This is a genomic window from Alicyclobacillus sp. SO9 (assembly GCF_016406125.1).
In the GTDB taxonomy this organism is placed as follows: Bacteria; Bacillota; Bacilli; order Alicyclobacillales; family Alicyclobacillaceae; genus SO9.
The window spans coordinates 4,913,156-4,938,380 of the sequence record NZ_CP066339.1; the positions used below are offsets into that span (position 1 = coordinate 4,913,156).

The window sequence follows — 25,225 nt, forward strand, 5'->3', positions numbered from 1 at the left end:
CGAGCTTGCGGTAGTGACAACAATAGATTTCTACAGTTTACGTTAAAAGGCAGTGTTTTAACAAACTTGAAGGAGTTTTTCCTAAAAGCAAAAACGGCGATAGACTCGAGACTTGTCGAAACAGGTCCTGTTGTCATCGCCGCAGTGCACCTTTTGCTAGATTTCTTTTTTATTAGAACCAAGGTCTATAGTGAGGGCCGCGTTCATTCGTCCAGAAATTGCTGATGGGCCCGGAACGTTGCATCTTTACTGTTAACCTGTTACACCCAACGCATGGTGATAGACCATCATTCCGCCTAGGTGACCCGTTAAACTTACCATGATGACTGCTACAACTGTGAAGAAGAAGGCTGGCAGCGACACTTTAGCGTCCTCGCCTTTGTTCCACCACTTCCACGCCTGAAGCACAAAGCCGATAACAACCAAAACACCTGTGAATTCGCCGTACTTCTTATGAGTCGCGAGAATTTTTGCGACCGTTGGCGTGATGTGCGCGTATGACTCACTAATCACACCGGCAACTCCGGCAGCCAGTGTTGCCAGAATTGAGAACGCCAATAAAATTAAGAACACCCTCGGATACATGTTATCTCTTCTAAAAATCAGTCCCGCCAATCCAGCTAAACCAGCTAAGTAAATGATAGCAATGGTAAAGTGAACAACCATTGGGTGAATCGTGGCGGGAAACAGATGAATGATGGCCGAAACCATAGCCAACCTCCAGTCAATAAATTCAGGTAATGTGGGCCTTACTCTAGTGAATTAAATTCAAAGTCACTTCAAATTCTTGTTCACAAAAGGGGTCTGTTATCTCTGAATCGACAAGATTCTACAGCATAAATGTCACCAACTTTTCCAAATGATATTTTCATAGAAACGTTTTCATAGAGTTAGTATGAACTATTGACATGATACCGCTTACTGTTTATATTTAACGGCAAGAACAACTAAAATTTATTTTGAAAACGTTTTTATGAAAACGTTCAGAGGGGAGGGCAAAATGGAGGTTACCATTAAATCTGTCGCAAAAGAAGCTGGCGTATCCATCTCCACAGTCTCCCGAGTCGTGAATGCGCCTGAGGGCGTGCGGGACGAAACCAAAAGACGTGTCCTAGACGCGATGGAGAAGTTGGACTACAGGCCAAACGCAGTTGCAAGGAGCCTCAGTTCGAAAAGAACTCGCACTCTGGGGCTGATTGTCCCAAACGTAAGTGATTTTTTCGTGAGTGAACTGTACAAGGGTGTCAACAGGGCCGCAACCAGCCGAGGAATGAAAGTCATTCTGTATGATTCAGACAGTAACCAAAGCCGTGTCGTGCTCGGTGTGGAATTCATGAAGGAGCATCGAGTCGACGGCATTATTGTCTCCAGCGACTACATCCCTTCGGCTCATGACAACATGTTAAAACGGCTCAAGATTCCTGTGGTGCTCACGTTAACAGAAAGCCCTTCTGCCGAGTTGCCGTCGTTCAAGACAGATGACGTAGGTGCCGCCTTTGACACAGTCAAATACCTTGTCTCACGGGGGCACACGAAAATTGCCATGATTTCCGGTCACCTGAAGGATGAAGTTTCTGGTAAATCTCGATTCAACGGATACCAAATGGCTTTAAAACACTTCAACATCAACTATGACGAGCGCCTCGTGGCATATGGAGATTGGCGCTATCAACACGGCTATGCGGCCATGACAGATTTGTTGGCAAACCGTGCTGAAGTGAAATTTACGGCAGTATTTGCTGCCAGTGATGAAATGGCCGTTGGAGCCATGCGTTGCCTCTATGACAACAACCTCCGCGTCCCCGAGGACATTTCAGTTGTTGGCTTTGATGATATCGCTATGGCGGACATGGTTACACCTAAATTAACTACAGTCAGGCAGTCTTTCGAACAAATCGGAAGTGAAGCAGTGCACTACATCATTGATCTCTTGGAAGGTAAGAGCAGGCCAGCCAACGGCGGGAGCCACTACATTCCTTACCAGGTTATTGGAAGAGAATCAGTGACTGTCATTTCGGATGAAGCTTTAGATTGAAAACTCAGAGGGGGTCATTTTTCATGAAAAGAGTCATCATTACCGTTTCAGGCTTTCTAGCCTTAGCTACAGCCGTTACCGGCTGCGGTTCCTCGACATCGAATTCTTCTGGAAACAGTTCAACAGGGAGTTCAGGTGGAAAAGTAACCTTGCAGTTCCTTCAGAACAAAACGGAAGCGGCAGGAGAGTTTGACAAACTCATTAAGCAGTTTGAGCAAAAGAATCCGAACATCAAAATCACGCAAATTAATCCGCCAAATGCGGATACCGTTTTAAAAACAGACCTAACTAAAAACCAACTGCCTGACATCATTTCCATGGGTGCTGATTCCACATTCATTGAGATGGCGCAGACTGGTGTGCTCAAGAGCTTTGCTGGGTCGTCTGAATTGAATAACATCAACCCAACATATGTAAAAATGTTGGAGAAAGAAGTAGGTAAAAGTGATCCGTACGGTCTGCCCTTCACTGTCAATGCAGAACCCCTGCTCTACAACAAGACATTGCTGAAAAAATATAAGCTCACACCGCCAACCACGTGGAGTGAAATGATGTCTGATGCGCAAAAAATTAAGGCAGCAGGAGGAACACCGTTCTATTTTGGATTCAAGGACTCCTGGACCACAATGGTACCGTGGAACGCGTTGGCCGCCAACCTTCAAGGTCCGAATTTCTTTAAAGACCTGAAGTCTGGCAAAGCCACCTTTAGCAACTCCTATCAGACCGTAGCAAAACGTATGCAGCAGCTAGCTTCCTATGGTGAACCCGGTGAATTTGGCAAGGGCTACAACGACGCCAACAAGGCATTTGCAAACGGAAAGTCCGTGTTTTATATCCAGGGGGATTGGGCCATCTCCTCCATCATGCAGGCGAATCCCAAGTTGAAACTCGGTGCTGTCCTGTTCCCGGCTACAAACAACGCGAGCCAAACCAAGTTAGTCTCAGGTATCGACTCCGTCTTAACTATGACGACAAAGACAAAACACGCAGCAGACGCACAGAAGTTTATCGATTTCCTTATTCAAAAGAGTGTGGCACAGTCTTATTCCGACAGTCAGAAGCTGTTCTCTGCAGTAACTGGAGTCAAGGATTCCAGCAGCATCGTTGCACCTCTGCAACAGTACATGAAGGCTGGGCGTATCTCTGACTACCCGGATCACTATTATCCAAGTGCAATGGATGCGAATGTCAGCAACATGATTCAAGGTTTCTTAGTTAAAAAGACAGCCCCGGCTACGTTCCTCAAATCACTCGACAGCGCCTATCAAAAGGCGATAAAGCAGCAATAATCTCCAATATCAGCCCGGGGGCCTTGCCCCCGGTTCATTTTAGGAGGGAACAGCACCATGAGACGCTCTCTTCCATTTTACTTAATGGCCCTGCCGGCAGCTCTGCTGTTCTTTTTGTTTCATACGTACGCGGCTCTAAAGGGCATTTACTACAGTTTTACCAACTGGCACGGTTTTGGCATTATGCATTTTGTCGGCTTAAAAAATTACATCAACCTGTTTCAGGACCCGCAGGTGCTGCATTCCTATCTGTTCACCATCAAATTTGCAGTTGTGACCGTTATTTTCACGAATATTATCAGTCTGGTGATTGCATTAGGACTGAATGCGAATGTGAAAGTACGGCAGACACTTCGGGCTGTCTACTTTCTGCCAAACATCTTAAGCGTGATTGTTGTCTCGTACATCTTTAACTACATTTTTGCTTACCTGGCACCTTCCACAGCCAAGCACCTTGGGTTTACAGCGCTCGCGCAGAACATATTGGGAAGCCCTCAATATGCGTGGGTTGGAATTGCCATTGTGGCTGTATGGCAGGCAGTCGCCTTTAATACCATCTTATATCTTGCCGGGCTTCAGACCATTCCGTCCGATATTTATGAAGCATCGAGTATTGACGGTGCCAGCACCTGGAGACAATTTTGGCGCATCACATTCCCTCTCATCGCACCGTTTTTTACAATTAATATGGTTCTGGCTTCTACTCAGTTCCTGCAAGTCTTCGATCAAATCGTTGCCCTGACAGGCGGCGGCCCCGGAGACGCAACAGAATCTATCACATGGCTGATTTACAACAACGGATTCAACGGCGGACAGTTCGCATACCAGTCTTCAAACGCGGTTGTGTTCATGATTGTACTTGTGATGATTGCCATCATCCAAGTTCGATTCTTACAGAAACGTGAGGTGCAAATGTAATGAATCGAACAAAGACGAACTGGACCGTAACAGTTTTGCTAATTTTAGGGTCGTTGCTGATTTTGTTCCCTTTATATATGACTATTGCTATTGCGCTGAAGAATCCGCAGGAACTTGCCAAATCCGTGCTCTCTTTCCCTGTGCACGCACATTGGAACAATTTTAAGGAAGCCATTCAAGTGACTCACTACTTTCGCAGTTTTGGCAACAGTGCGTTGATTACCATTTCATCCGTGGTTCTCATCATCCTGACGAATTCCATGGTGGGTTACGCGATTGCGAGAAACATGCATAAACGGTTCTTCAAGTTCCTGTACTACTACTTTATCAGCGCAATGTTTATTCCATTTCCAATTATCATGCTGCCCGTGGTAAAGGAAATGAGCCAATTACACCTGGCAAATCGGATTGGCTTAATTATTCTGTACGTAGTCTACCGACTCTCGTTCAATACTTTTGTATATGTGGGTTATCTCAAGTCGATTCCGATTGAGCTCGAAGAAGCAGCTTTGATTGACGGCGCCAGTCGATGGAGTGTTTTCTGGCGTGTCATCTTCCCGCTGATGAAGCCGATTAATGCTACAATTGGTATTCTGAACGCGCTGACTGTTTGGAATGACTTCATGCTTCCTTTGGTACTCTTGTCCAAACCGTCACAGATGACACTTCCCTTGGTTCAATACGCGTTTCAGTCCAAGTTTCACACGAACTTCAATCTATCATTCGCGTCCTATTTACTGGCATTGCTGCCGATGATTCTGGTGTACATCTTCCTGCAGAAACGCATTATCAACGGTGTCGTACAGGGCAGCATCAAGTAATTCAGTATTTAGTATCGCTGACAAAAGCGGAAGCACACAGTTCAACAAGAACCATACACCTGCCCTTGAGACATCCTTCGAGACATGTAAGATGAACATCGGCATAGGGAGAGACAAACATGAGCAAAGCCTGGTGGAAACAAGCAGTCGTATATCAAATCTACCCCCGCAGCTTTATGGACTCAAATCAGGACGGTATCGGCGATCTCGGTGGCATCCGCGCCAAGTTGCACTACCTCCATCAACTGGGGGTCGATGTTCTCTGGCTCTGCCCCATTTACGAATCTCCAAACGACGACAACGGCTACGACATTAGCGATTACCAGGCGATTCTGCGTGAGTTTGGGACCATGGAGGAATTTGATGCACTGCTGCATGATGCTCATGCACTCGGGCTCAAAATCATGATGGATCTTGTGGTAAACCACACATCTGACGAACACCCCTGGTTTCAGAATGCTCGCAGTTCGAGAACGAACGCTTACCGAGACTATTACATTTGGCGTGACAGGCCAAATGATTGGACATCTGTTTTCACCGGATCGGCCTGGGAATTCGAAGAGCAAACAGCTCAATACTTTCTGCACCTATTCTCAAAGAAGCAGCCTGATTTGAATTGGGAAAACCCCGATGTCCGGCGAGAAGTCTACAATCTCATGCGTTTTTGGCTGGATAAGGGCATTGACGGGTTTCGAATGGATGTCATCAACCTCATCTCAAAAGCCTTGAAGTCTGACAACGCCGCAGGCTCCTTCAAAGGCTCTGGAGTCTCAGAAGAATACTACGTCAATGGCCCGCGAATTCACGAATTTCTGCGGGAAATGAACCATGAAGTACTCGCTCACTATGACATCATGACAGTCGGTGAAACCCCGGGCGTGAATCCGGCGGAAGCACTGCTGTATACAGGTACAGACCGACGTGAGCTAAACATGATTTTTCAATTCGATCACGTTGAGCTCGACTCCGGACCCCACGGAAAATGGGACTTGGTCCCATGGTCCCTGTCCGATTTAAAGCAGGTTATGACGATGTGGCAGGATGGTCTCTACAACCGTGGATGGAACAGTTTGTACTTAAACAACCATGATCAACCCAGAATGGTTTCGCGATTTGGCGACGACACCAACTACCGCGTTGAATCAGCAAAGATGCTGGCCACATTCCTCCATATGTTGCAGGGAACCCCCTACATCTACCAGGGTGAGGAAATTGGGATGACAAACGTTGCCTTCGAATCAATTGAAGCATACAAAGACCTAGAAACCTTGAATATGTGGAATGAACAAGTGGTACAAGGCAACGCTGATGCCAACCAGGTTTTGCAGGCTGTATATGCAAAAGGCAGAGATAACGCACGTACACCCATGCAATGGGATGACTCACCTCATGGAGGATTTACCACAGGAGAACCCTGGATTGCAGTGAACTCTAACTACACCGAAATTAACGTTGAAAAAGCCACTGCAAATCCGGATTCAATCTTTTATTACTATCAAAGACTCATACAATTACGTAAACAATACGACGTGATTACTGACGGAAGGTATGAACTCATTCTCGAGAGCCATGAGGAGATTTACGCTTACTTGCGAACACTTGAAAGCGAAACCCTGCTTGTCGTCTGCAATTTCTACGAGGGTTCACCTGAGTTCCAACTGCCTGAAAGCATTTCTTCTCATTTCCAAGGCGAGTCGGAGTTGTTGATTTCAAACTATGCTGTTGACGATGCCGCAGACATCAACAACTTCAAACTGCGTCCCTATGAGTCAAGAGTCTACTGTCTCAAGAAAGAATAAGTCGGTCTGTATTACACCGGGTGGTTGGTTACTTTACTTTGAACGTACTTATCAATTGCTGCATTTGCTCAGCCATTGTGCTTAACTCCGTCGATGACGCCGAAATTTGTTCGACAGCAGCCAACTGCTCTTCGGCGGACGCAGCCACTGTCTGGATCTGAGCATTGGATTGCTTTGATATCCCTGCCATTTCATTAATGGACGCAGTCACTTGTTCCGTCGATGCACTCATTTCCTCAGCTGCTGCAGACACTTCCATGATTTGACTTGAGACATTCTTGACGCTTTCAAGAATTTTCGTGAACGCTTGTCCTGTCTGCTGTACCACTTGAGTGCCTGTTTCCGTCTCTGTTGTAACGTGATGCATCGCAGTCACGGATTGTGCAGTGTTGATTTCCATTTGCTCCACAATATCAACGATTTGCTTCGCCGATTGAGAAGATTGCTCAGCAAGCTTTCTCACCTCGTCTGCTACCACCGCAAAGCCAGTGCCATGCTCTCCGGCCCGCGCAGCTTCAATAGCAGCATTCAGTGCCAGTAAATTGGTTTGACTGGAAATTTGAGTGATGACGTCCACCATACTCCCAATCTGACTTGACTGCTCTGCTAATTGTTCCAACTGCTGTGAAGAAGTTTGAACAGCCGCATGTATGGACTGCATTTGCTGAACCGCTTGCTGCAGAGAACGCTCTCCTGTTTCGGCTGACTTGGACACACCCACAGCAGAATGTGCAACCGAACTGGACGTTTCCGCAATGCGTTGGACACCTGCTGCCACTTCATTCATTGCATGTGCGCTTTCCTCTGCACCTTGGACCTGTGTTTCGGCCCCATCAGCTACCTCCTGGGCGGATGCTGCGACTTGATTCGTTGCCCTCGTTGTTTCCTCAGCACTCGCGGATAATTCCTGTGAAGCAGCCGCAACTTGTTCCGATGATTGAGACACCTTAGATATCAGTTGTGTCAGCCTATCCATCATGTAGTTCAAAGCGGAAGCAAGCTGACCCATCTCATCTTTGCTATTGTGACGTACGGCTTCAATCGTGAGGTTCCCATCAGCCACCTGTGTCAGCGCCTTTGTAATCTTCGGAATTGGTTTTAATAGATTTCTGATATAGACCAGCGTAAGAATGCTAAGGGCGACCACAATGGCGCCAATCACTGTCGAAATCAAAAAGCTGGTCCTCGAGCTGCTGCTTGCTGCAGTCGCATGTTGAAGGACACTTTTCTCTCCAAACTTTTTCAGTGTAAGGAGATCGGCTGTAAGATTATTTGAAGCATTTGCGTTTGATACATACATAATGTGGGCAGCTTTCGCATGGTTGGAGTAATTGTACTGATACACCTGGTTGAAATAGCCCGTGTATGCCTTCGTATCTCTCAAAGCTTTTTGAATGGTGGATTTCTCCTCTTTGGTAGCGGCGTACTTTTCAGCCGAATCCAAAGATGCAGTTATCTGCTTTTGAGCTGTTCTAACTTGCGCCAAGGTCTGTGTCACCAATGTAGAATTCTTATTCTGCTGGTACAGTCCTACCCACATGTTCGATTGATCGTCCATCGTCAGAAATGCGTCGTTGGCTTTATGTATGTACTGGCTGAAAAGCACATCCTGGCTTTTCAATGTCTTCAAGTTTGAAATTAAAGAATGAGATAAAAAACCGCTCACAACGACTTGGGAGAGTATCACCAGTATTAAGATACCCAGTAGTACTGAAATCTTTACGATAAGACTCTTATTTAATTGTACAATCCGACTCAAGTATTGGAACCTCCCACTATAAATTAATGTTTTCTCCTATTTACTCTCTTATTCTCACGATTACGCACCTTGACTATTTGAGAGAGATTACCAGAATGCTAGATGAGCGAATTTTCAAACGGGTACTCCGTAGCAGGAACAGAGATTGGTGCTGTTTTACCAATACATGGAACATAAATCTGTTCGCACATTTGGATGTCCACACGTTCCCTTGCGGTTTACCCTCCCATGTCACACTGGGTCTATGCCCTCACATTCCTTCGTACTACCTCTCAAGGGGTGGATGCCGTTTCTTGCTCCTTTACTGGGTCGTTGCCCTTATGGTGTGGATACTACGGCTTATCCGTGCTTCTGTTTGTCTTGGCGATTCATCGTGTACAAGCGAGTAAATCGAACTGACGAGTTTGATTCAAATCGGTTAAGCTGCCACCTGTAGTTGGGACCTCCGAAGTGGCCCCAGTAAATCCTCAGCGTTGTACTGAACTTGCTTTGTCCCCAATGTGTGTAGAACACGAATGAGTTTTCCACATAGTGCAATGAGCGACTGTTTCTTCTTCAAGGGATTATGTGCCCGTGTCGTGTAATACTCGTGCAGTGCCTTGAATTCAGCGTTCTTAGCTACCATCGGTAATATTGCCCGAAATAGTAATGCCCTCAGCCGAGAACGACCTCGTTTGGTAATGCCTGTTTTTCCTTTTCTTACCCCAGAACTGTTCTCTTTGAGATTCAGTCCAGCAAGCCGAATGATCTGTTGTCCATGCTCATATCCCTGTAGCTCACCGACTTCAGCCAAGAATCCAGCAAGTGTCGTAAAACCCATTCCTGGCACACTGAGCATTTCTTCTGTGCCTGGAATTTGGTTCAGTAGTTGCTCTACCTGAGCCATGATTTCATCACGCTGCCGTGTGAACATGTCGTACTGTTCCAGCAAAGCTTTCATCTCTATCCTGGCAGCTGTGAGCCCCTCTTTCAGACCAATGGACCTTTCAGCGGTACTGACAAGCCGTATGGCTCGCTTCATACCGACAGCCCGCTTCACACCATCCTTTTTCCACTGCCTCACAACCTCACTGGCGCCTAGCGAGAGTATGTCCTGCGGAAACGGAGACGTACGCAGTGTAATGAGTGACGCCTTGCCTTCCCAGTCCTTAAACACCTGGGTGTATTCCGGAAAGAAGCGATCAAGCCAGTTCTGAATCCGCATTTGCACTTGCCCCAAATTCACCATGACCTTCTCTCTGAGGTTCATGAGGATTCTTAAATCCGCATAAACACCAGTCGGGAGTTTGGGCTCGGTGTACTTGCCGTCTTTCACGAGATTGGCAATGACCTTAGCATCCTTGTAGTCGTTTTTCGTCGGTGAGTTATCCTCTAAATCTTTGCTCTTGTTGACGTGATGTGGGTTCACAAGCACGAATCGAACATTCAAGTCTTGTATGAAGGCACCTAACGGGAACCAGTAGTGTCCGGTCGGCTCGACGCCAAACACAACATCGGTTTTGCTGTGCAGTTGTTGCAACTCCTTCATCCACGTTACAAGTTTCGTTAGGCCCTCATCATCGTTACTGAACACACATTCTTTACCAAGCTCAATTCCACGAAAGTCAATGGCTCTTGCAACATGGGTGTGCTTTGCAATATCAGCACCCACAATGATGGTACAATCGGTAATTTGTTGAATTCGTTGATTTTGTTTCTGCTGCATCTTATACTTCATGTTGAGCGTCCTCCTCAATTAGGGAATGAATGTCCTGCATTCGGAACCCAGCATACAGGAGGCGCTCTTTTTTGTTCAAACCCGAAATTAATTCATTACAGGAATAGCTCCTGTTATCCCTGCCCGTTTCGCAACATAGGCTTCGTGTTTTTCTTTCCAAGCATCACTATCACTAATCTTGGTTTAGTCTCTTACAAGGAGTATACTTTTGTCAACTTATGTCGAATTCTGCCTCCAACTCCAGTCAAGTATGACTAAATATGTCCTCGAAAGATCACTATCGGCGGAGGGGCAATGCCATTGTGATCGCAAAGATCCCTAATGCGACCTAGCTCAGTACATTAGTGTCATCAAAGGACACTAATGTGGGGAGAGGCAGAATGGAACGTGGATGATAGGGAGCAAAGGGATCCCTATTTTAGACGGCCTGTTGGTGATAGTGATCGAATCGATCACTATCATGTGGCGGGCATCATAATAAGGAGCAGAAGGATCACTAACCAACGCGCCAACGATTAAATGGGCAATGGGCTTCATTTTGTTATTTAACCGCGCCAGAGAATCCGGATCATCTGCAGCCATTGATGTTGTTCAAGCAACAATGCCTGTGCCTCCCGCACAGATATTGCTTGGAAACGCACGGCATCCCCCGATCGCAACTGGGCCAATTTAGGAATATCCACCGAGACAGCGGTGGCAATCTTTGCATAGCCGCCGACGGTACGGTGATCGGCTAAGAGAACAATGGGTTCACCAGAGGCAGGCACCTGAATAGCGCCTTCAGGAATCGGTTCGGAGAGAATGTCGGCACCCAATTCATTGTGTTTGAGCATCGGGCCTTCAAGACGCACACCAACGCGGTTGGAGTTTGAAGTGGCTCGATATTCAGAGTGAAGTAAGGTATCCCAGGCTGTATCCGTGAAATGATGACGCTGAGGACCTTCGAGAATACGTACCGTAACAGGAGCATTCATGTAGGAAACGGTATCCCTGCAAAGGGTCTGTACCCGCCGCAGCGGATGAGGAGGTGTTTCATAGAGATGATTGAGGCTTGAACCGGCGTTGGCATACAGCAAGTCTCCTGCACGCAGAGCCCTTCCTGCCAGTCCTCCGACTCCTAAAGTGACGTCAGTCGAACTGCTTCCCAGTACCGCATCACCATGTAATCCACCTTGAACGCACAAATAGGCACGACATCCGACCGTTGCTGCAGTTTGGGGCTCTTCTCCGCCTACATGCTGTTGCGCCTGTTGGTTTGGTGGAGCGGTGCCCGTCAATTGAAGGACATCACCCGTGTGAATCGTGAAGGCAGACCAAGGTGGAATGCTTCTCCCGCCAACCTTCAATCCTAAGTCGGCTCCGGTCACCGCTATGCGGGTTGTCCTCAGGACTTCAAGCTCTGGTCCCAAGAGCGTCATCTCGAGGGCTGCACACCCGTCGGAGTTTCCCAGAAGTGCATTGCCTGTCTGCCAAGCCAACTTGTCCGCAGCACCGGAGGCGGGAACCCCAAAAGACTTGTAACCAACGCGCCCGCCGTCTTGTATGGTTGTGAGAAGGCCGGGCTTTCTCACCATGAAGATCGGGCTCTCCGCAGGCTGTTTTTCTACGGTATACCCAAAATGGTGCATATCGGCATGCATCTCGGAATGCCTATCAGCGCTCCCATCAGTCTTCCGAGACAGAAACGGTGTATTGACGGTGTTCGTCGATTGGGGCGGGGATTGGGATTCTTTGTTCGCCATCACTTCCCTCCTTCCATCGTCATACACGCAGATGGAGCACTCCGTCTACAACACGAACCTAATTATCTCTTTTTCACAACAAACCCAGAGATAGAAACACTGCTTTGCTGCACCTGGTAGTGCACGGTGATGTCATAGGACAATCCGTTGACTTTAACAGCCGTCACTGCTGTCATTTTTTGCAGTGCCTTGCCCTGAACATCCAACGTAACCGTAAAGTTATGAAGATAGTGAATCTGCTTCAGATTTACACCCAAGAAGGGATTGGTAGAAAGTGTGGCCGGCAGCAGTTGGTTTAGCGCCTGCGTGTCTTTGTGTGAAGAGGCATGGACCATTGCCAAATACAGTCTCACCGCTGCTGCTGAGGCTGACAGTGGTGAATTACTCTGTGTAAACTTGCTGCTTGGCGTACCGGAGTAGACTAGTTCTCCCATGGGCAGAGAATTTGTTGTCAGCGTTATCCCCTGCTTGACGATTCTCTGCGGGATGTTTGTGGTGTACTGAGTTGTGACCGAATCAGAGATACTGGGCAGATTTGCTCCATTGGGTAGGCCGCCTGTGCTATTGGCGGTCGATGCGCCTGTGGAGCCTGAGCCCGAGCCCGAATGATTCGTTGGCGCAGTGCCAATTGGGGATGAACTGACCCATTTACCGTACACCAGCAACCGATACGGCGTCAGATACAGTGCATTCGTTGGATAACACGTTTCGAGTACAATCGTTGGATTGCTGGAGTTATAGACGGGGCTTCCAGTACGAACGACCTTGTGCTTGGTCACCTCAAACGTCTGCAATCCGGTTTTTGTTAAGACATCTATTTTTGCACCTGTTTTCAGTTTGTTGATATGACGAAACCAAGTCGCATTATGAGCTGCTATCACACTGGTCCCATCTTTGCCTGGCATTACGCTGGTCTTTAAGTGACCGACCCCCACAGCCAGCTGTGTATCCGCTGTTCCTTCAACCAGAGGGGCTTTCAGCTGCAAAGCAGGAATATAGACGCGTCCCAGCAGTTCTTTCGGCGGCTTAGCGTTTACCTGTTTGTCTGTCGCTTCCGTTGTAGCTGTCGCCACAGCGCCCGTATGTGTTGGATTTAGCTGGGAAGACTCCTTCAGCAATTGGTGTCCAACGTGATTGGAATGATAATAGAAGTAAGGAATGCGCAGCAGCATCGCGCCGCCTGCTCCCACTAATAGGATGCCGCCAACGAGTGCCAATCTTCTTAAATTCATACCCCTGCTTCACCTCCACCCTATGGTATCACGGATTGAAGCCAATGCAGAAAGAAATAGCGCCGTTCTCATCCGTGACTGCCCTAAAGAAATCTTTGACAAGTGGCGACCTTTGCAGGCGTTCTCTCATTTTCCAACGCTATATGGGCATATGTCTCAGCGTCAATGGGTTGAAACCGGAGCCAGTCTCCTGCCTGTAACAGGAAGGGATGTTCCCGCCTCAAGTCAAACAGGCTGACAGGGGTTCGTCCAATCAGTTGCCACCCGCCCGGACTTTCCACGGGATAAATGCCCGTTTGCTCCCCCGCTATTCCGACCGATCCCGCTGGCACCCTGGTCCTCGGCCGCCTCAGCCTCGGTGTCGCTATGGCGGGAGACATACCTCCGAGAAATGGGAAGCTGGGAAGAAATCCGGTAAAGTAGATATAATAGTCTGGCTGGCTGTGAAGTCGAACGACCTCTTCTTGGCTGATCTCGTTGTGATGGGCCACTTGTCCCAAATCCGGTCCAAATTCCTTCCCATGAGTTCCATAGCACACAGGTATCATGACGCATCTGGAGGATGTCTCTGAGTTCCCTTCCAGCCTCTCAACGCGGTTTGTCGAAAATTGTTCAAAAGCAGATGTCAGCCGAGCACGAAGTTCGGGCTCTGTGACAATGACAGGATTGTATTCAATGAGTACTGTCGAGTACCCAAAGGACCACTCGACGATTCCGGGGATTCTTGCTTCGCCCAACCACTGGACCAAAGTCTGAACTCGGCGGCTGGTCTCTATATCTACTTGATGGTGAAACTGCACCAAGAGATTTGTGTCACCACTCGTTTTATAAATTACATTTGTTTGCGTCACAATTCATCACGCTGCTTTAAGACTGCCAGCGGCTGTATTGCAATACCTTCCCTTTCCAGGGCAGTCCGCACGGCTTTTGCCAACTCAACAGCGGTTTGTCCGTCACCGTGCAAACAGATGGAGTCGGCCTCCACCGGAATACTCGTGCCGTCTACAGCCACGATTTCATGGTTTTTTATCATATGCAGTACGTGCTGAACAACTTCACTCGAACCGGTGAGTAACGCGTCATCATAGTTGCGGCTGCGCAGTGTTCCGTCAGGCTCGTAGTTCCTGTCAGCATACACTTCACTAGCCACTGTCAGTCCTCCATCATCACCCGCTAAGTCCAGTTGACTTCCAAAGGGTGCAAGCAAAATGAGATTGCTGTCATAGTCTTTGACAGCTTTCACGACGACCTCGGCCACTCCCCTGTCGACACACGCCAGATTGTTCAGCGCACCATGGGGTTTTACATGCTGCAGCGACAGGCTATGTATACGTGTGAATGCCTCCACAGCGCCAATCTGGTAGATGATAGAAGCATAGAGGTCGTCAGGCTTCATCTGCATGGGTCGCCGCCCAAAGCCCTGCAAGTCAGGGAACGATGGATGTGCACCTACGCCGACACCGTGTTGCTTCGCGAGGTGAATGGTGTTGTGGATGACAGCGGGATCGCCGCCGTGAAAACCGCAAGCCACGTTGATGGAACTGACTAATGGAACCATGTCTTCATCTTGGCCAATGGTAAACGCGCCGTAGCTCTCACCGACATCAGAATTCAGGTCCATCCAGAAAAACCTCCTGACAAAGGATATGTCGGAAAAATCTTATACTTTACCTTACTCCAGAAATCACATATTGTGAAATAGAATAGTAGTATCAGCCTCTAGAATCCTGTCGATACAGTGTGAAGGAATTCGTCTGTTGACGTCGAATCATAATGAGATGTACTCAATAGATACTCATTCACAACCGCACCGGGTTGAAAGGGTGAAAATACCAGTGGCACTTTCTAATCGATATCCTCAGCCGATTGCACAGTCCAGTCCAAAATCACCTGTTGCAGAGGCTTTTCGCACGATACGGACAAACATTCAGTTTGCCGGTGTGGTCCAAGAGACAAAAGTTATCCTTGTAACCAGCAGCCAACCTGGAGAAGGAAAGACTTCTACGGTTTCAAACTTGGCCATTGTATCAGCACAAGCAGGCAACCGTGTGTTGCTCTTGGATGCAGACATGCGTAAACCCCAGGTTCATCAGCGGTTTCAAATCTCCAATCTGGACGGTCTAAGCAACGTACTGATTAAGGAACGAGCCCTCAAAGATTGCATCAGTACGTCAGAGACTCCTAATTTGTACCTGTTGCCAAGCGGCCCGATTCCACCGAACCCATCAGAGATGTTGGCCAGCAAGTCCTTTGCAGCCTTGGTAGAACGATGCCGTGAGGACTTTGACATGGTCTTTATTGACAGCCCCCCCATCCTGGCTGTCACCGATGCGCTGATTTTAACTCGAATCACAGATGGTACCATTTTGGTTGTAGATGCCCAGAACACGAACCGAAACAGCGCAATCAAGGCCGTCAGCATGCTAAAGCAGGTAAATGCCCGTATTTTGGGTACCACCTTGAACCGGGTTCCTCGAAAATCCGAAGGTTCCTATTACTATTATTACAGCCATGGTGTCCAGGCCAACGCGTAGACCGTCCAGGAGGTACAGAATGGAAGAACTAGAACTCCGTCAATACTGGAATATCATTCGGAAACGGATGAAGCTTGTTGTATCCATTCCGATTATTGCTCTCATTATCAGCGGTGTCTTTTCGTATTTTGTCATTACACCCAAATACGAAGCCAGTTCCACACTTTTGGTTAACGAGCGATCCAGTCAGGCGAACAACATCCAAATCAGTGCTATCGATGCAAGCCAAGCTTTAGTAAAAACCTATACCCAGATTATTAAGAGCGCTACGGTTGAAAATGCAGTCAAAGCCGATCTCGGTCTAAACCTGACGGCAGCCCAGCTTGGGAGCATGATTGCCGTTTCATCCCCAAACCAATCACAAGTGATTCAGGTCAGCGTGACATCGCCAAATGTAAAACAAGCCGTCAGAATTGCCAACAGCGTAGCGGCTGTAACACAGCATGAAACAACCAAGATTATGCATTCCAACAATGTTCAAATTCTCGATAAGGCGACTCTGCCTGCCAATCCATCACCCGTTAAACCAAACAAAAAGTTGAATCTTGCCATCGCACTGGTTCTTGGACTCATGGTCAGTATTGGTTTGGCGTTCCTCTTGGAGTACTTGGACACCCGGATTAAATCGGAAGAAGATGTAGACAGATACCTGAAGTTGCCGGTACTCGGCACTATTATGGATTACGAGAATGAGGTCTAGGCCCCCGTTGGTCTGCCGCATTCAGTACTAAGATAAGCATGACACAGGAAAGAAGAAAGCGCAGGAATCGGTCCTGCGCTTTCTTCTTTGACAATCTATGTTTCAAGCGTATAGTTTTCACGTCACAAGTTACAGTTCGTCAAATTCACACGCACCCAGTTGCTGTTATCCTCTTCTGCGAAACAGTGAAAATCCTTTTCGTTTTGGTACGCCTAACGTATGATTTCCGCTCTTACTCAACCACCTGGACCTCAGCATCTCAACTTGTTGCTCAATCTGCTTTGAACTCCATCCCTCAGCAGACTCATCTACCAGCGTAAATGAGGGTTTCCTCGCATGACAATAAGGGCATGCCGAAACCAATTCATAGGTCGCCGTGTCTCCGCCGCATGAATCACAAAAGTAGTAGTATGTCCTCGTCGCCACGAACCCTCATCCCCGTTTCCTCTTTTGCATCTGCGTTCACATGTACAGCTTACGTCTTTTTCCTTTTCACTCTATGTTATCAAGCTTTGCCGATAGAATCTAGGTGTGAGTTTGAGTGCATTTTGACATACTCTCACAGATTGTGTCGAAAACATCCGATTTTCTGGGACTGTCGGCTTGTCAAGTCTCTCGTCTGTCACAGTCTATGCGAGAGACTCCAGTTTCATTCCATCAGGTTTTTGTCACCGATTTTGTAACGCATAGACTGCACACATCGTCTAATGATAAGTGACCCTATTTTAAGACTGACGAAACCCTGGTATATTATTGAAGTATTGCAAAATGTTATTTTGTCGAAATTGGTAATTTGGTAGATTTATTTGAGTAATCATGAGAAAATAGCTAAGGCTTTGTAGAATATGCAAAGGGAGATTGTGAATGGCAAAGAAGACTGCAATGGAAAAGGGCTTTAAAAAACGGCATAGAGGCTTAAAGTATACATTAACGGTGCTTGGCGTTTTGGTTGGCGCCGGAGCTGGGTTTGGCGTGTACGAGTATCAGGCGTTGCAGCCAACAACACATTTTAATAATCTAAAAACCATTGGCGGTGCTAATTCCACCGGAAATACTGCAGGTGCAACAAAGGAAAAGGCCGGCATTTTCAACATGTTGCTGATTGGTTCTGATGCACGACCAGGCCAAAAGGTAAGTCACTCGGATTCCATGGTGCTGATTCACGTAAACCTGAACACACATCAATACAACATGCTTAGCATTCCCCGAGATACACGTGTCTATGACCCGGGATACGGCTACACCAAGCTGACCAGTGTACAGTATATGGATCAGGTCAACCACGGAACAAAGCACGGTATTGTACGAGCCGTTGAATCCATTTCACGGTTAACCGGCGTCCCCATCAACTACTATGCGGAAACAAACTACTGGGGGCTCCAGGATATGGTCAACGCCATTGGCGGCATTAACATGACGTTGCCGTTCAACGTCAAGCTCACTCACGCTTGGTATCCACAAGACCAGGGAAAAGTCTTCACGAAGGGGACTCATTTCTTCAAGGGCCGCGACGTGACAGAGGTCGTTCATGAACGGTATTCTCTGCCTGGAACGGACTACGGAAGACAACGGTTGCAGGAGGAGGCACTGATTGGTATCGCAAAGGCCATACTGAAACCGGCTAACGTGACCAAACTGCCGAAACTGGCAAACACCTTACCAAAGTTCCTGATTGCAACAAACATGACCAAGAGCGATATCATGAGTCTTGCGCTTGGCGTAAAGGGAGACTTCCACCCTCATCAGCAGATTCACTATCGACAGGTCAAGGGCAAGAGCGAAGTACTGTATAATGATATTCTGAAGGCCAAGGACGATGAGATTGTAATGAATCCGGGCCAGTTGAAGAGCGTAGTCAAGAACTATTTTACGAACTAAGCGAAACAAAATTATCCAATGCCCAATCACAGACATGGATTGGGCATTGAAACTGCTGTTATATGACCAATGGGAGTGTTTTTGAACCCCATGCTCGGACCGCATATGTTTACTCCCACTAGCATCCCCTCGTCCCGTTTTGCCCAGCTATGCCCAACAAACCTGCCACAATATTTTCAACTTACTAGCAGGAGATCGGCATATAAGAGAAGAAAAATACTCTATAGGAATATATTGCTTTTGTCTTCCGATGTCGAGCACCTATCTCCCCGAAATATTATAGCAAACAGGTGATAATTCCGTGAAAAATGCAAAACTCTCTCTTGCCATCTTAGCGTTGGCACTCCCCACCAGCGCTGCGTATTTAGGTCTGCATCCGCAAACAGCGTATGCGCAGTCCTCACCCGCGGCACCAGTATACTATACCTACCATAAACCCGGAGGCAATATCGTTGGCGTTTACAATAGTATACAGAAAGCTGTTGCGTCGTTAGCTCAGACCCCTGGGGGGATTGTGAAGAACTCTTCTTGGGCAACTCTGTACCAGCAACCCTTGTATCGAACTTATGCCAGTACATCCTCAAGCAACGTTATGGGCACTTATCCAACCCTACCCAAAGCGGCAGCAACGTTAAGCGGAACGCCGGGGGGAGTCGTTCGAGACCAACAAGGCAACGTTGTATTTAACCAACCAGATACGAGACCCCATTACTACACCTACTCCAGTGACAAATCTAATACAATAGTAGGTGTTTTCCGCAATATTCAGCAGGCAGTCAGTTCCCTGCAGGGTAAGACTGGTTACATTGTTAAGAATCAAAAATGGCAAGTTGTGTACACTCAACCGAAAACGGATAAGTATTTTACCTACCATAAGGCCAGCGGTTCCATTGTCGGCGTTTACAGTTCTTTGAACAGCGCTGTCTTATCATTGAACGGATACCCAGGCGGGATCGTTAAAAACAGTTCATGGGTTCCCGTGTTTCAGGAGCCATCGCCTTCGGCTTCACCAAAGTACTACACATATCCAAGCTCAAACAGCAACCAGATTATTGGAGCCTTCTCTTCAATAAGCGACGCGGTGGCATCACTTCAAAACAAGCCTGGCGGTATCGTCAAAAACCAAAATTGGGTCAAACTCTACACTGAACCAAATCACCAAACATATTTCACCTATGACTCTGCGTCTAGTTCAAACATAACCGGCATGTACAACACGGAACAAAGTGCAGTTGCAGTGCTGGCCAATACTCCCGGTGGAATTATTAAAAATTCCAGCTGGCAAGTCGTATACCGTCAGCCGGTGCTACCACACAGTGTCTACCTTACGTATGATAGTTCTTCAAGCAACCAGATTACCGGAATGTACCCTACTTTGGGCTCAGCAATTACTTCGGTAAGCGCACAACCAGGGGCAATCATTAAAAATCAAAACTGGGCAGTTGTATATCAACAGACAACTTACGACACCTACGCTTCACCAGATTCGTCAAAGGTCCTACAAACCTTCCCATCCAGACAGTCCGCCATCGCATCCTTAACAAATACTTATGGCGGTGTCGTTAAAACGTCGGGAGGGCAGACGATTTTCAGTCAGCCCGAAAAATATTTTACCTACTCTTCACAAAAGAGCAATACTATTTTAGGAATATATTGGAGTCTTAGAAATGCCAAGGCATCCCTTGGAAGTATCCCAGGGGGAATCGTTAAGAACGCCCAATGGCAACAGGTATACATGCAACCGCTGGGTAATTATTATGCCACTGTAGACCTGAGATTTCCAAGTCCAAAATCCGTGACGGCAGGCCAGATTAATAGTTGGCTGACCAAGAACCCCAATAGCGGAGGGAGTCCATTGCAGGGGTTGGGCAGCGCCTATCTATGGACGCAGTCGCAGTATTCCGTAAACGCCGTGTATCTCCTTTCACATTCCATTGACGAAACCGGTTGGGGAAATAGCAATTTTGCGCTTGGAAGGAACAATCTGTTCGGCTTTGCAGCCTATACAAACACTCCCGACGCGGCAGCCAGCTTCCCGTCGGCGGGATACGCTATTGCTTATGAAGGCTGGTTTGTGAAACACCAGTATCTTGATTCGAATGGTGCTTATTATTCAACGTCAAAAGGACCCACCTTGCTTGGAATGGCCCAAAATTATGCGACCGCCGGTGTTTCTGGATGGGCTGATCCCATAGCTAGCATCATGAACCAGTACGTTACGTCCACTGCCGGTCCTTCTGGATTTGTGGATTATCCGCAGTATCTAGCGAGCAACCAGCCGCCTGCACCACTTTCTACATCTAATTGGGCCCCAATATATCACTTGCAGGACGCTGTCGGTAAAATCACCGGAGGCAGCAACTACTCAAGCGTACCTATTATGCCTGCGAGCTATCAAGGCAGCCCTGGTTACCAACTGGGTGCTTCGTTGATGTATCAAGGGCCTGTGAAAGAAGGAGACATCAGTGCAGCGGTACGAGAAATGCAGACATTGTTATTAGGAGCAGGATACAGCCCGCAGGGAATTGACGGCGACTTTGGGCCCAACACCCTGAGTGCACTGCACAGCTTCGAGGCTGCTAACTCGCTTTCGCTTTCTACTGAATGCGATGCAAGCACTTGGCAAAAGCTTGTCGAAGTCTACGCTTCGAGGCAGGGAATTCCATTAAACTATCTCAATACATCTGATAGCGTGTCTATTGATGGTATTGTTCTCGGAATGGTTGGATCCCAATTTGTTCAATGGTACCACGTCCCGAATAAGGGATGGATAGACGCGCAGTACGTGTCCCTATCAAACGTACAGAAGATAGAACCTTCCTCCTATGTTGACAGTAGCGGCTCTCTCTCTGTTACACCGTCTACAGTACAAATCCCTGTGTATTCTGCGCCTGGGTCAAATGAGATTGGGACCGTACATGCTGGGGACTACGTTGTTACTTCATCGAGTTCGGCCGGATACGTCGGTGTTTCGGTAGTTAAAGACGATGGAACGGTAATTAGAGGCGTTGTTAAGAGCAACATGATTAAGATGCTTGGGCTTCCTGGAATTGCAGTTCCTGCATCAAGCTAAGATCTTTAAACACGGTGACGTGTTGTGCCAGTTTCGGTAAGAATGCACCAGTAGTATGAGTGGACCCAGGGTTAAACCCTGGGTCCACTGTGCTTGACATGTCATTGGTAGGTTTTGAAGCAATTTTAGCAGGAGTCTCATGGAACGGATCAACAGCCGTTGGCATGCGGACCTGACAACTGCAGTGATGATCCAAAACATCGTCTTGAGCCAAAGCACGGAGACGCCGATGCTATACTGCACAGGATTGACATGCTCCATTCCCCCTCAGCCATACCCGGTCAAAGTGCTTAAGAGTTGATTTTCTCCGCAAAAACCTTGAGTGCCTTTGAAACAACTGCATCCATATCATAATACTGATATTCAGCCAGCCGTCCCAAAAATATTACCTTGCGCAGATCCTTCGCACGTTGCATGTACTTCCTATAAAGAGCATGATTCTCGTCATTTTTAACAGGATAGTAGGGGATGTTCACACCTGGAACGTAACTCTGCGGGTATTCCCTCACTATTGTGGTGGAAGAACTAGTTTGCGCGGTGAGGTGCTTGAACTCTGTGATCCTTGTAAAATCGTAGTCGTTCGGATAGTTTACTGTTCCCGTGCTTTGGTAAAATTCGGTCTCATAATGCTCAAATTCAAAGTTTAGAGAGCGATACGGCAGCTCACCGAATTGATAGTTAAAGAAGCTGTCAATGGGACCAGTGTAAATTACAGTGCCTTGAAAAGGTTGGCCAAAGACAAACAAGTCGCCAGTCTCTAGATCTGCACGTAGAACTTCCTTATAATCTGTATTTAACAATAAGGAGATATTTTCACGGAAAAGCATCGATTCAAACATCTTTGTATAGCCTTTTTTAGGCATTGCTTGGTATTTGTCCTGAAAGTACCTGTCGTCCCGACTGAGATAAATCGGCACACGACTTGTAACAGTGGGATCAATCTCCTCGGGTCTAACTCCCCATTGCTTAACTGTGTAATTCAGGAAGACCTTATTGTAGATATAATCAGCCAAAAATTGAAGGTCTGCGTCCGATTCCTCCAACAACCTTAAGATTGGTATTTTTGAATTATACTGAAATTGGTGGGTTAGCTTCTCCTCTATTCGTTTGGCAAGGGCTGGAGGGAAGGTTTGATGTAAGGACTCATAATTGAATGGAATCGGAACCGTTTTTCCGTCAATGACTCCAAGAACCCGATGGTGGTACGTTGTCCAATCGGTGAATTCAGAGAGATATTCCCAAACGTGCGGCAACTTGGTGTGGAAGATATGAGGCCCATACCTGTGAATGAGAATACCGTTTTCATCCACAGTATCATAGGCATTACCACCAATGTGGCTCCTTTGCTCTATCACTAAGACCTTTTTTTTCAACACTGTGGCGATGCGCTCTGCTATTGTCGCACCCGCAAATCCCGCGCCTATCACAACGTAGTCAAATTGCATATTATCTCGCCTTTCCTGTAAATGTATTAATACCCCTGATTTGAAGAACTAAAAACATAGTTAACGTGATGACAAATTCAGAGAAGGTTACACTTATTGCCGTACCAATTTGATGAAAAAACGGGACCAAGGAAAATGACATCACTAAGTTGCAGGCCGCTCCTATGGAAATTATCACGGTAAACGGTCTCTTCATACCGTTGTTTAACATGGTTTGAATGCCGAAAATATTGCTTAAGGAAATCAAAAACGGTAGAAGAGCCAATATCCTAAGAACCCCAACGGATGGCCCATATTCGGCACCCAAAATCAGCACAATAACGGGCTTAGCGAGCGCTATTATCCCAAGACTTACGGCAAAGGTGGATGGTGCAATGATCGTAATCACCCTTCTAATAAACAATAACCCTTTCTCCAGACTGGAATGAAACAATTGGGCAACATGAGGATAGATGGCTTGAAGGACCGCATTGAGAAGCCCTTGTCCTGCGTTAATAAGTTTTTCAGCAGCAGTATAGTATCCTACAATGGCCGTGTTTGCAAACATCCCCAATATAACGGGATTGCTGGTTGTATAAAGACTAATCGAAATCGTTGATACAAACACCAGCCAACCGTCTTTTAACTGGCCTACAATGTCTCTTAAACCAATCTTCGCCAGCCTCAAATTATGCTTTGCGAAGGCTACACCAAAGCTGATACCACCGCCCAAAATAGTTGACACGGACATTATTAAGGGAACCATCCAATAGTCGCTCTGATGACGTATCAAGAGAAATACCGCCAGTGTTGACAAGGATTTGGCTATGACATTGCCGATTGTAATGAACTTCATATCTTCAATCCCCTGTAGCAGCCATATGGGGAATGCGACATCCGCCACAACATAACCAAAACTTCCAAAACTCAACAACCAATGGATGCGAACAATGGGGACGGCCAAAACGAGTCCGCAAAAGACTATAAGAGATGCTAATAACAATAGGACCTTTGAGAAAAGAATTGAAGTAACGACCCTTGAGAGTTCATATGAGTCTTGTCTTTTGATGGCAATTTGTGATGGCCCAGATATATTAAATCCATACCCAGTCAAAAGAACGAAGTACTGGGCTATGGCCTGAATGAACATTACCAAACCGTATTTGTTTGGGCCTAAGATTCTCACAAGGTAGGGCAATGTAATTAAAGGCAGTATGTAGTTAAGTAACTGGATGCTCGAGAGTGACAGAACATTAGTAACAAGTTTCCTTCGAACTGACATAGTGTTCCCCAATCCGACATGATGGTTGGACAATTCCTCTGATGTTTATGTTCCTTCACCGTTCAACGACCTCACGTCACATATTGAACCGCACGTCATGGCATATACCGATTTGGCAAGTGATGTCTGAATGAATCAAAGAGAGCAAAAAGCACCATTTGAGCGTTGCCAAGGCGGTGTTTCCCGCTCACCAACTGTCTGAATGCCTTAAGGGTGAGTAAGACAATTGGAGATGCTTTTACGAGAGCATTTTCGCCGTATTGCAGCTTAATAATAGCTGCATTCCTTAATTCATAGTATTTCTTCCAGTTGTATGTGTCATTTGGCTTTGCATTAATCATTCGATTGATTCTTGCTGATGGGATGAGGACAATTTTGGAGCCGCTGCGCTTTCTGATTCGTAGTGCATACTCCGTATCATCCCCAATTATAAAAAAGTCCTTACGAGGATAACCAACCTTTTCTATAACAGAACGGTGAAATAAGGGACCCTCGAATGACAAGTCTTCCACCTCTAAAGTCTCCGGATATTCACCTGTCTCGACGTAGTCTGTATAGATTGAAACGTCTCGAATGAGTCTTTTAAAGGGACTAGACAGGTCGTATCGTAGCGCTGGAAATTCATCTATATTCACAGTTTCTGAGACTCTCAGTGGGACCAACACGGGCCCACTCATCTTATACTTCAATAGCTGATGTAAACAGTCCCAGTCTGGAGAGACATCATCATCCATGATCCATATCCATTCATACCCATTTTCATAAGCCATTTTTACACCTGCATGAAAACCACCCGAACCCCCGAGGTTTGAAGGGAGTCTCACGTATTGTACGACAGAGGTCTGCAAATACCCGCTGTCACGAATGGTATCCTCAGTACCGTCCGTTGAAGCGTTGTCAACAATGAAGACTCTCGCAACTGGGCTTCTCTGGTCTATAACTGCTTGCAAGGTTCTCAAGAGCAAATTTTTTCTATTGTATGTCACGATAACCGCAGCTACTTGCTCTGTCATATATTAACT

General features: G+C 46.9%; 20 protein-coding genes. 9 read left to right on the plus strand and 11 right to left on the minus strand.

From position 1 onward, the window contains the following. Nucleotides 1-252: 252 nt before the first annotated feature. Complete coding sequence (locus GI364_RS22965) at nucleotides 253-711, minus strand: DUF2231 domain-containing protein (protein ID WP_198851486.1); 459 nt, start codon at nucleotides 709-711, stop codon at nucleotides 253-255. A gap of 289 nt (nucleotides 712-1,000) precedes the next feature. Here GI364_RS22965 and GI364_RS22970 point away from each other — a divergent pair, with 289 nt between their 5' ends. The 5 genes from GI364_RS22970 (at nucleotide 1,001) to GI364_RS22990 (ending at nucleotide 6,862) form a co-directional block, all read left to right on the plus strand. Further along, nucleotides 1,001-2,035 carry a LacI family DNA-binding transcriptional regulator gene (locus tag GI364_RS22970; RefSeq protein WP_198851487.1) on the plus strand — a complete coding sequence of 345 codons (1,035 nt, stop codon included), beginning with the start codon at nucleotides 1,001-1,003 and terminating at the stop codon, nucleotides 2,033-2,035. A gap of 23 nt (nucleotides 2,036-2,058) precedes the next feature. After that, nucleotides 2,059-3,324 carry an ABC transporter substrate-binding protein gene (locus GI364_RS22975; RefSeq protein ID WP_198851488.1) on the plus strand — a complete coding sequence of 422 codons (1,266 nt, stop codon included), beginning with the start codon at nucleotides 2,059-2,061 and terminating at the stop codon, nucleotides 3,322-3,324. Between the two features lie 57 nt (nucleotides 3,325-3,381). Next, entirely contained in the window at nucleotides 3,382-4,242 is an 861-nt protein-coding gene (locus GI364_RS22980) for a carbohydrate ABC transporter permease (RefSeq protein ID WP_198851489.1), read from the plus strand. Beyond that, nucleotides 4,242-5,063, plus strand: coding sequence for a carbohydrate ABC transporter permease (locus GI364_RS22985; protein ID WP_198851490.1), 822 nt, complete (start codon nucleotides 4,242-4,244; stop codon nucleotides 5,061-5,063). Before GI364_RS22980 ends, GI364_RS22985 begins: the two co-directional genes overlap by 1 nt. A 119-nt stretch (nucleotides 5,064-5,182) precedes the next feature. Next, entirely contained in the window at nucleotides 5,183-6,862 is a 1,680-nt protein-coding gene (locus GI364_RS22990) for a glycoside hydrolase family 13 protein (RefSeq protein WP_198851491.1), read from the plus strand. A gap of 28 nt (nucleotides 6,863-6,890) precedes the next feature. Here the strand turns inward: GI364_RS22990 and GI364_RS22995 are convergent, their stop codons facing one another. From GI364_RS22995 to GI364_RS23020, 6 genes are all read right to left on the minus strand, one after another. Beyond that, nucleotides 6,891-8,621: a methyl-accepting chemotaxis protein gene (locus GI364_RS22995; RefSeq protein ID WP_198851492.1), complete on the minus strand. Its 1,731-nt coding sequence runs from the start codon at nucleotides 8,619-8,621 to the stop codon at nucleotides 6,891-6,893. A gap of 418 nt (nucleotides 8,622-9,039) precedes the next feature. Next, nucleotides 9,040-10,326: an IS110 family RNA-guided transposase gene (locus tag GI364_RS23000; protein ID WP_198853839.1), complete on the minus strand. Its 1,287-nt coding sequence runs from the start codon at nucleotides 10,324-10,326 to the stop codon at nucleotides 9,040-9,042. A gap of 557 nt (nucleotides 10,327-10,883) precedes the next feature. Beyond that, entirely contained in the window at nucleotides 10,884-12,080 is a 1,197-nt protein-coding gene (locus GI364_RS23005) for a 5-oxoprolinase subunit C family protein (RefSeq protein ID WP_198851493.1), read from the minus strand. Nucleotides 12,081-12,142: 62 nt separating this feature from the next. Continuing rightward, complete coding sequence (locus GI364_RS23010) at nucleotides 12,143-13,312, minus strand: class D sortase (RefSeq protein ID WP_198851494.1); 1,170 nt, start codon at nucleotides 13,310-13,312, stop codon at nucleotides 12,143-12,145. 83 nt (nucleotides 13,313-13,395) lie between these two features. Continuing rightward, entirely contained in the window at nucleotides 13,396-14,163 is a 768-nt protein-coding gene (pxpB, locus tag GI364_RS23015; RefSeq protein WP_233095925.1) for a 5-oxoprolinase subunit PxpB, read from the minus strand. Further along, nucleotides 14,160-14,933, minus strand: a complete 774-nt coding sequence (locus tag GI364_RS23020; RefSeq protein ID WP_198851495.1) for a LamB/YcsF family protein — start codon at nucleotides 14,931-14,933, stop codon at nucleotides 14,160-14,162. The genes pxpB and GI364_RS23020 overlap by 4 nt, the downstream gene beginning before the upstream one ends. A 214-nt stretch (nucleotides 14,934-15,147) precedes the next feature. On the opposite strand from GI364_RS23020, the gene GI364_RS23025 reads away from it, so the two are divergent. Both GI364_RS23025 and GI364_RS23030 read left to right on the plus strand, forming a co-directional pair. Further along, nucleotides 15,148-15,846 carry a CpsD/CapB family tyrosine-protein kinase gene (locus tag GI364_RS23025; protein WP_233095926.1) on the plus strand — a complete coding sequence of 233 codons (699 nt, stop codon included), beginning with the start codon at nucleotides 15,148-15,150 and terminating at the stop codon, nucleotides 15,844-15,846. Between the two features lie 19 nt (nucleotides 15,847-15,865). Further along, a complete protein-coding gene (locus GI364_RS23030; RefSeq protein ID WP_198851496.1) occupies nucleotides 15,866-16,546 on the plus strand; it encodes a YveK family protein in 681 nt (226 codons plus the stop codon). 165 nt (nucleotides 16,547-16,711) lie between these two features. Here GI364_RS23030 and GI364_RS23035 read toward each other — a convergent pair whose 3' ends face one another. Next, nucleotides 16,712-16,972 (minus strand): hypothetical protein, encoded by a 261-nt coding sequence (locus GI364_RS23035; RefSeq protein ID WP_198851497.1) that lies wholly within the window; start codon nucleotides 16,970-16,972, stop codon nucleotides 16,712-16,714. A gap of 438 nt (nucleotides 16,973-17,410) precedes the next feature. Between GI364_RS23035 and GI364_RS23040 the strand changes: the two genes are divergently transcribed. Next, complete coding sequence (locus tag GI364_RS23040) at nucleotides 17,411-18,424, plus strand: LCP family protein (protein WP_198851498.1); 1,014 nt, start codon at nucleotides 17,411-17,413, stop codon at nucleotides 18,422-18,424. A gap of 301 nt (nucleotides 18,425-18,725) precedes the next feature. Then, nucleotides 18,726-21,497 (plus strand): glucosaminidase domain-containing protein, encoded by a 2,772-nt coding sequence (locus GI364_RS23045; protein ID WP_198851499.1) that lies wholly within the window; start codon nucleotides 18,726-18,728, stop codon nucleotides 21,495-21,497. Nucleotides 21,498-21,787: 290 nt separating this feature from the next. Here GI364_RS23045 and glf read toward each other — a convergent pair whose 3' ends face one another. From glf to GI364_RS23060, 3 genes are all read right to left on the minus strand, one after another. After that, entirely contained in the window at nucleotides 21,788-22,942 is a 1,155-nt protein-coding gene (glf, locus tag GI364_RS23050) for a UDP-galactopyranose mutase (protein WP_198851500.1), read from the minus strand. Nucleotide 22,943: 1 nt separating this feature from the next. Continuing rightward, nucleotides 22,944-24,203, minus strand: coding sequence for a flippase (locus GI364_RS23055; RefSeq protein ID WP_198851501.1), 1,260 nt, complete (start codon nucleotides 24,201-24,203; stop codon nucleotides 22,944-22,946). Between the two features lie 95 nt (nucleotides 24,204-24,298). After that, nucleotides 24,299-25,216, minus strand: coding sequence for a glycosyltransferase family 2 protein (locus tag GI364_RS23060; protein WP_198851502.1), 918 nt, complete (start codon nucleotides 25,214-25,216; stop codon nucleotides 24,299-24,301). Between the last annotated feature and the right edge of the window lie 9 nt (nucleotides 25,217-25,225).

Coding starts and splice junctions, on each gene's coding strand:
- GI364_RS22970 (WP_198851487.1), top strand. CDS start 1,001: ATGGAGGTTACCATTAAATCTGTCGCAAAAGAAGCTGGCGTATCCATC.
- GI364_RS22975 (WP_198851488.1), top strand. CDS start 2,059: ATGAAAAGAGTCATCATTACCGTTTCAGGCTTTCTAGCCTTAGCTACA.
- GI364_RS23005 (WP_198851493.1), bottom strand. CDS start 12,080: ATGGCGAACAAAGAATCCCAATCCCCGCCCCAATCGACGAACACCGTC.
- GI364_RS23055 (WP_198851501.1), bottom strand. CDS start 24,203: ATGTCAGTTCGAAGGAAACTTGTTACTAATGTTCTGTCACTCTCGAGC.
- glf (WP_198851500.1), bottom strand. CDS start 22,942: ATGCAATTTGACTACGTTGTGATAGGCGCGGGATTTGCGGGTGCGACA.
- GI364_RS23020 (WP_198851495.1), bottom strand. CDS start 14,933: ATGGACCTGAATTCTGATGTCGGTGAGAGCTACGGCGCGTTTACCATT.
- GI364_RS22965 (WP_198851486.1), bottom strand. CDS start 711: ATGGTTTCGGCCATCATTCATCTGTTTCCCGCCACGATTCACCCAATG.
- GI364_RS22990 (WP_198851491.1), top strand. CDS start 5,183: ATGAGCAAAGCCTGGTGGAAACAAGCAGTCGTATATCAAATCTACCCC.
- GI364_RS23010 (WP_198851494.1), bottom strand. CDS start 13,312: ATGAATTTAAGAAGATTGGCACTCGTTGGCGGCATCCTATTAGTGGGA.
- GI364_RS22980 (WP_198851489.1), top strand. CDS start 3,382: ATGAGACGCTCTCTTCCATTTTACTTAATGGCCCTGCCGGCAGCTCTG.
- GI364_RS23040 (WP_198851498.1), top strand. CDS start 17,411: ATGGCAAAGAAGACTGCAATGGAAAAGGGCTTTAAAAAACGGCATAGA.
- GI364_RS23060 (WP_198851502.1), bottom strand. CDS start 25,216: ATGACAGAGCAAGTAGCTGCGGTTATCGTGACATACAATAGAAAAAAT.
- GI364_RS23000 (WP_198853839.1), bottom strand. CDS start 10,326: ATGCAGCAGAAACAAAATCAACGAATTCAACAAATTACCGATTGTACC.
- GI364_RS23030 (WP_198851496.1), top strand. CDS start 15,866: ATGGAAGAACTAGAACTCCGTCAATACTGGAATATCATTCGGAAACGG.
- GI364_RS22985 (WP_198851490.1), top strand. CDS start 4,242: ATGAATCGAACAAAGACGAACTGGACCGTAACAGTTTTGCTAATTTTA.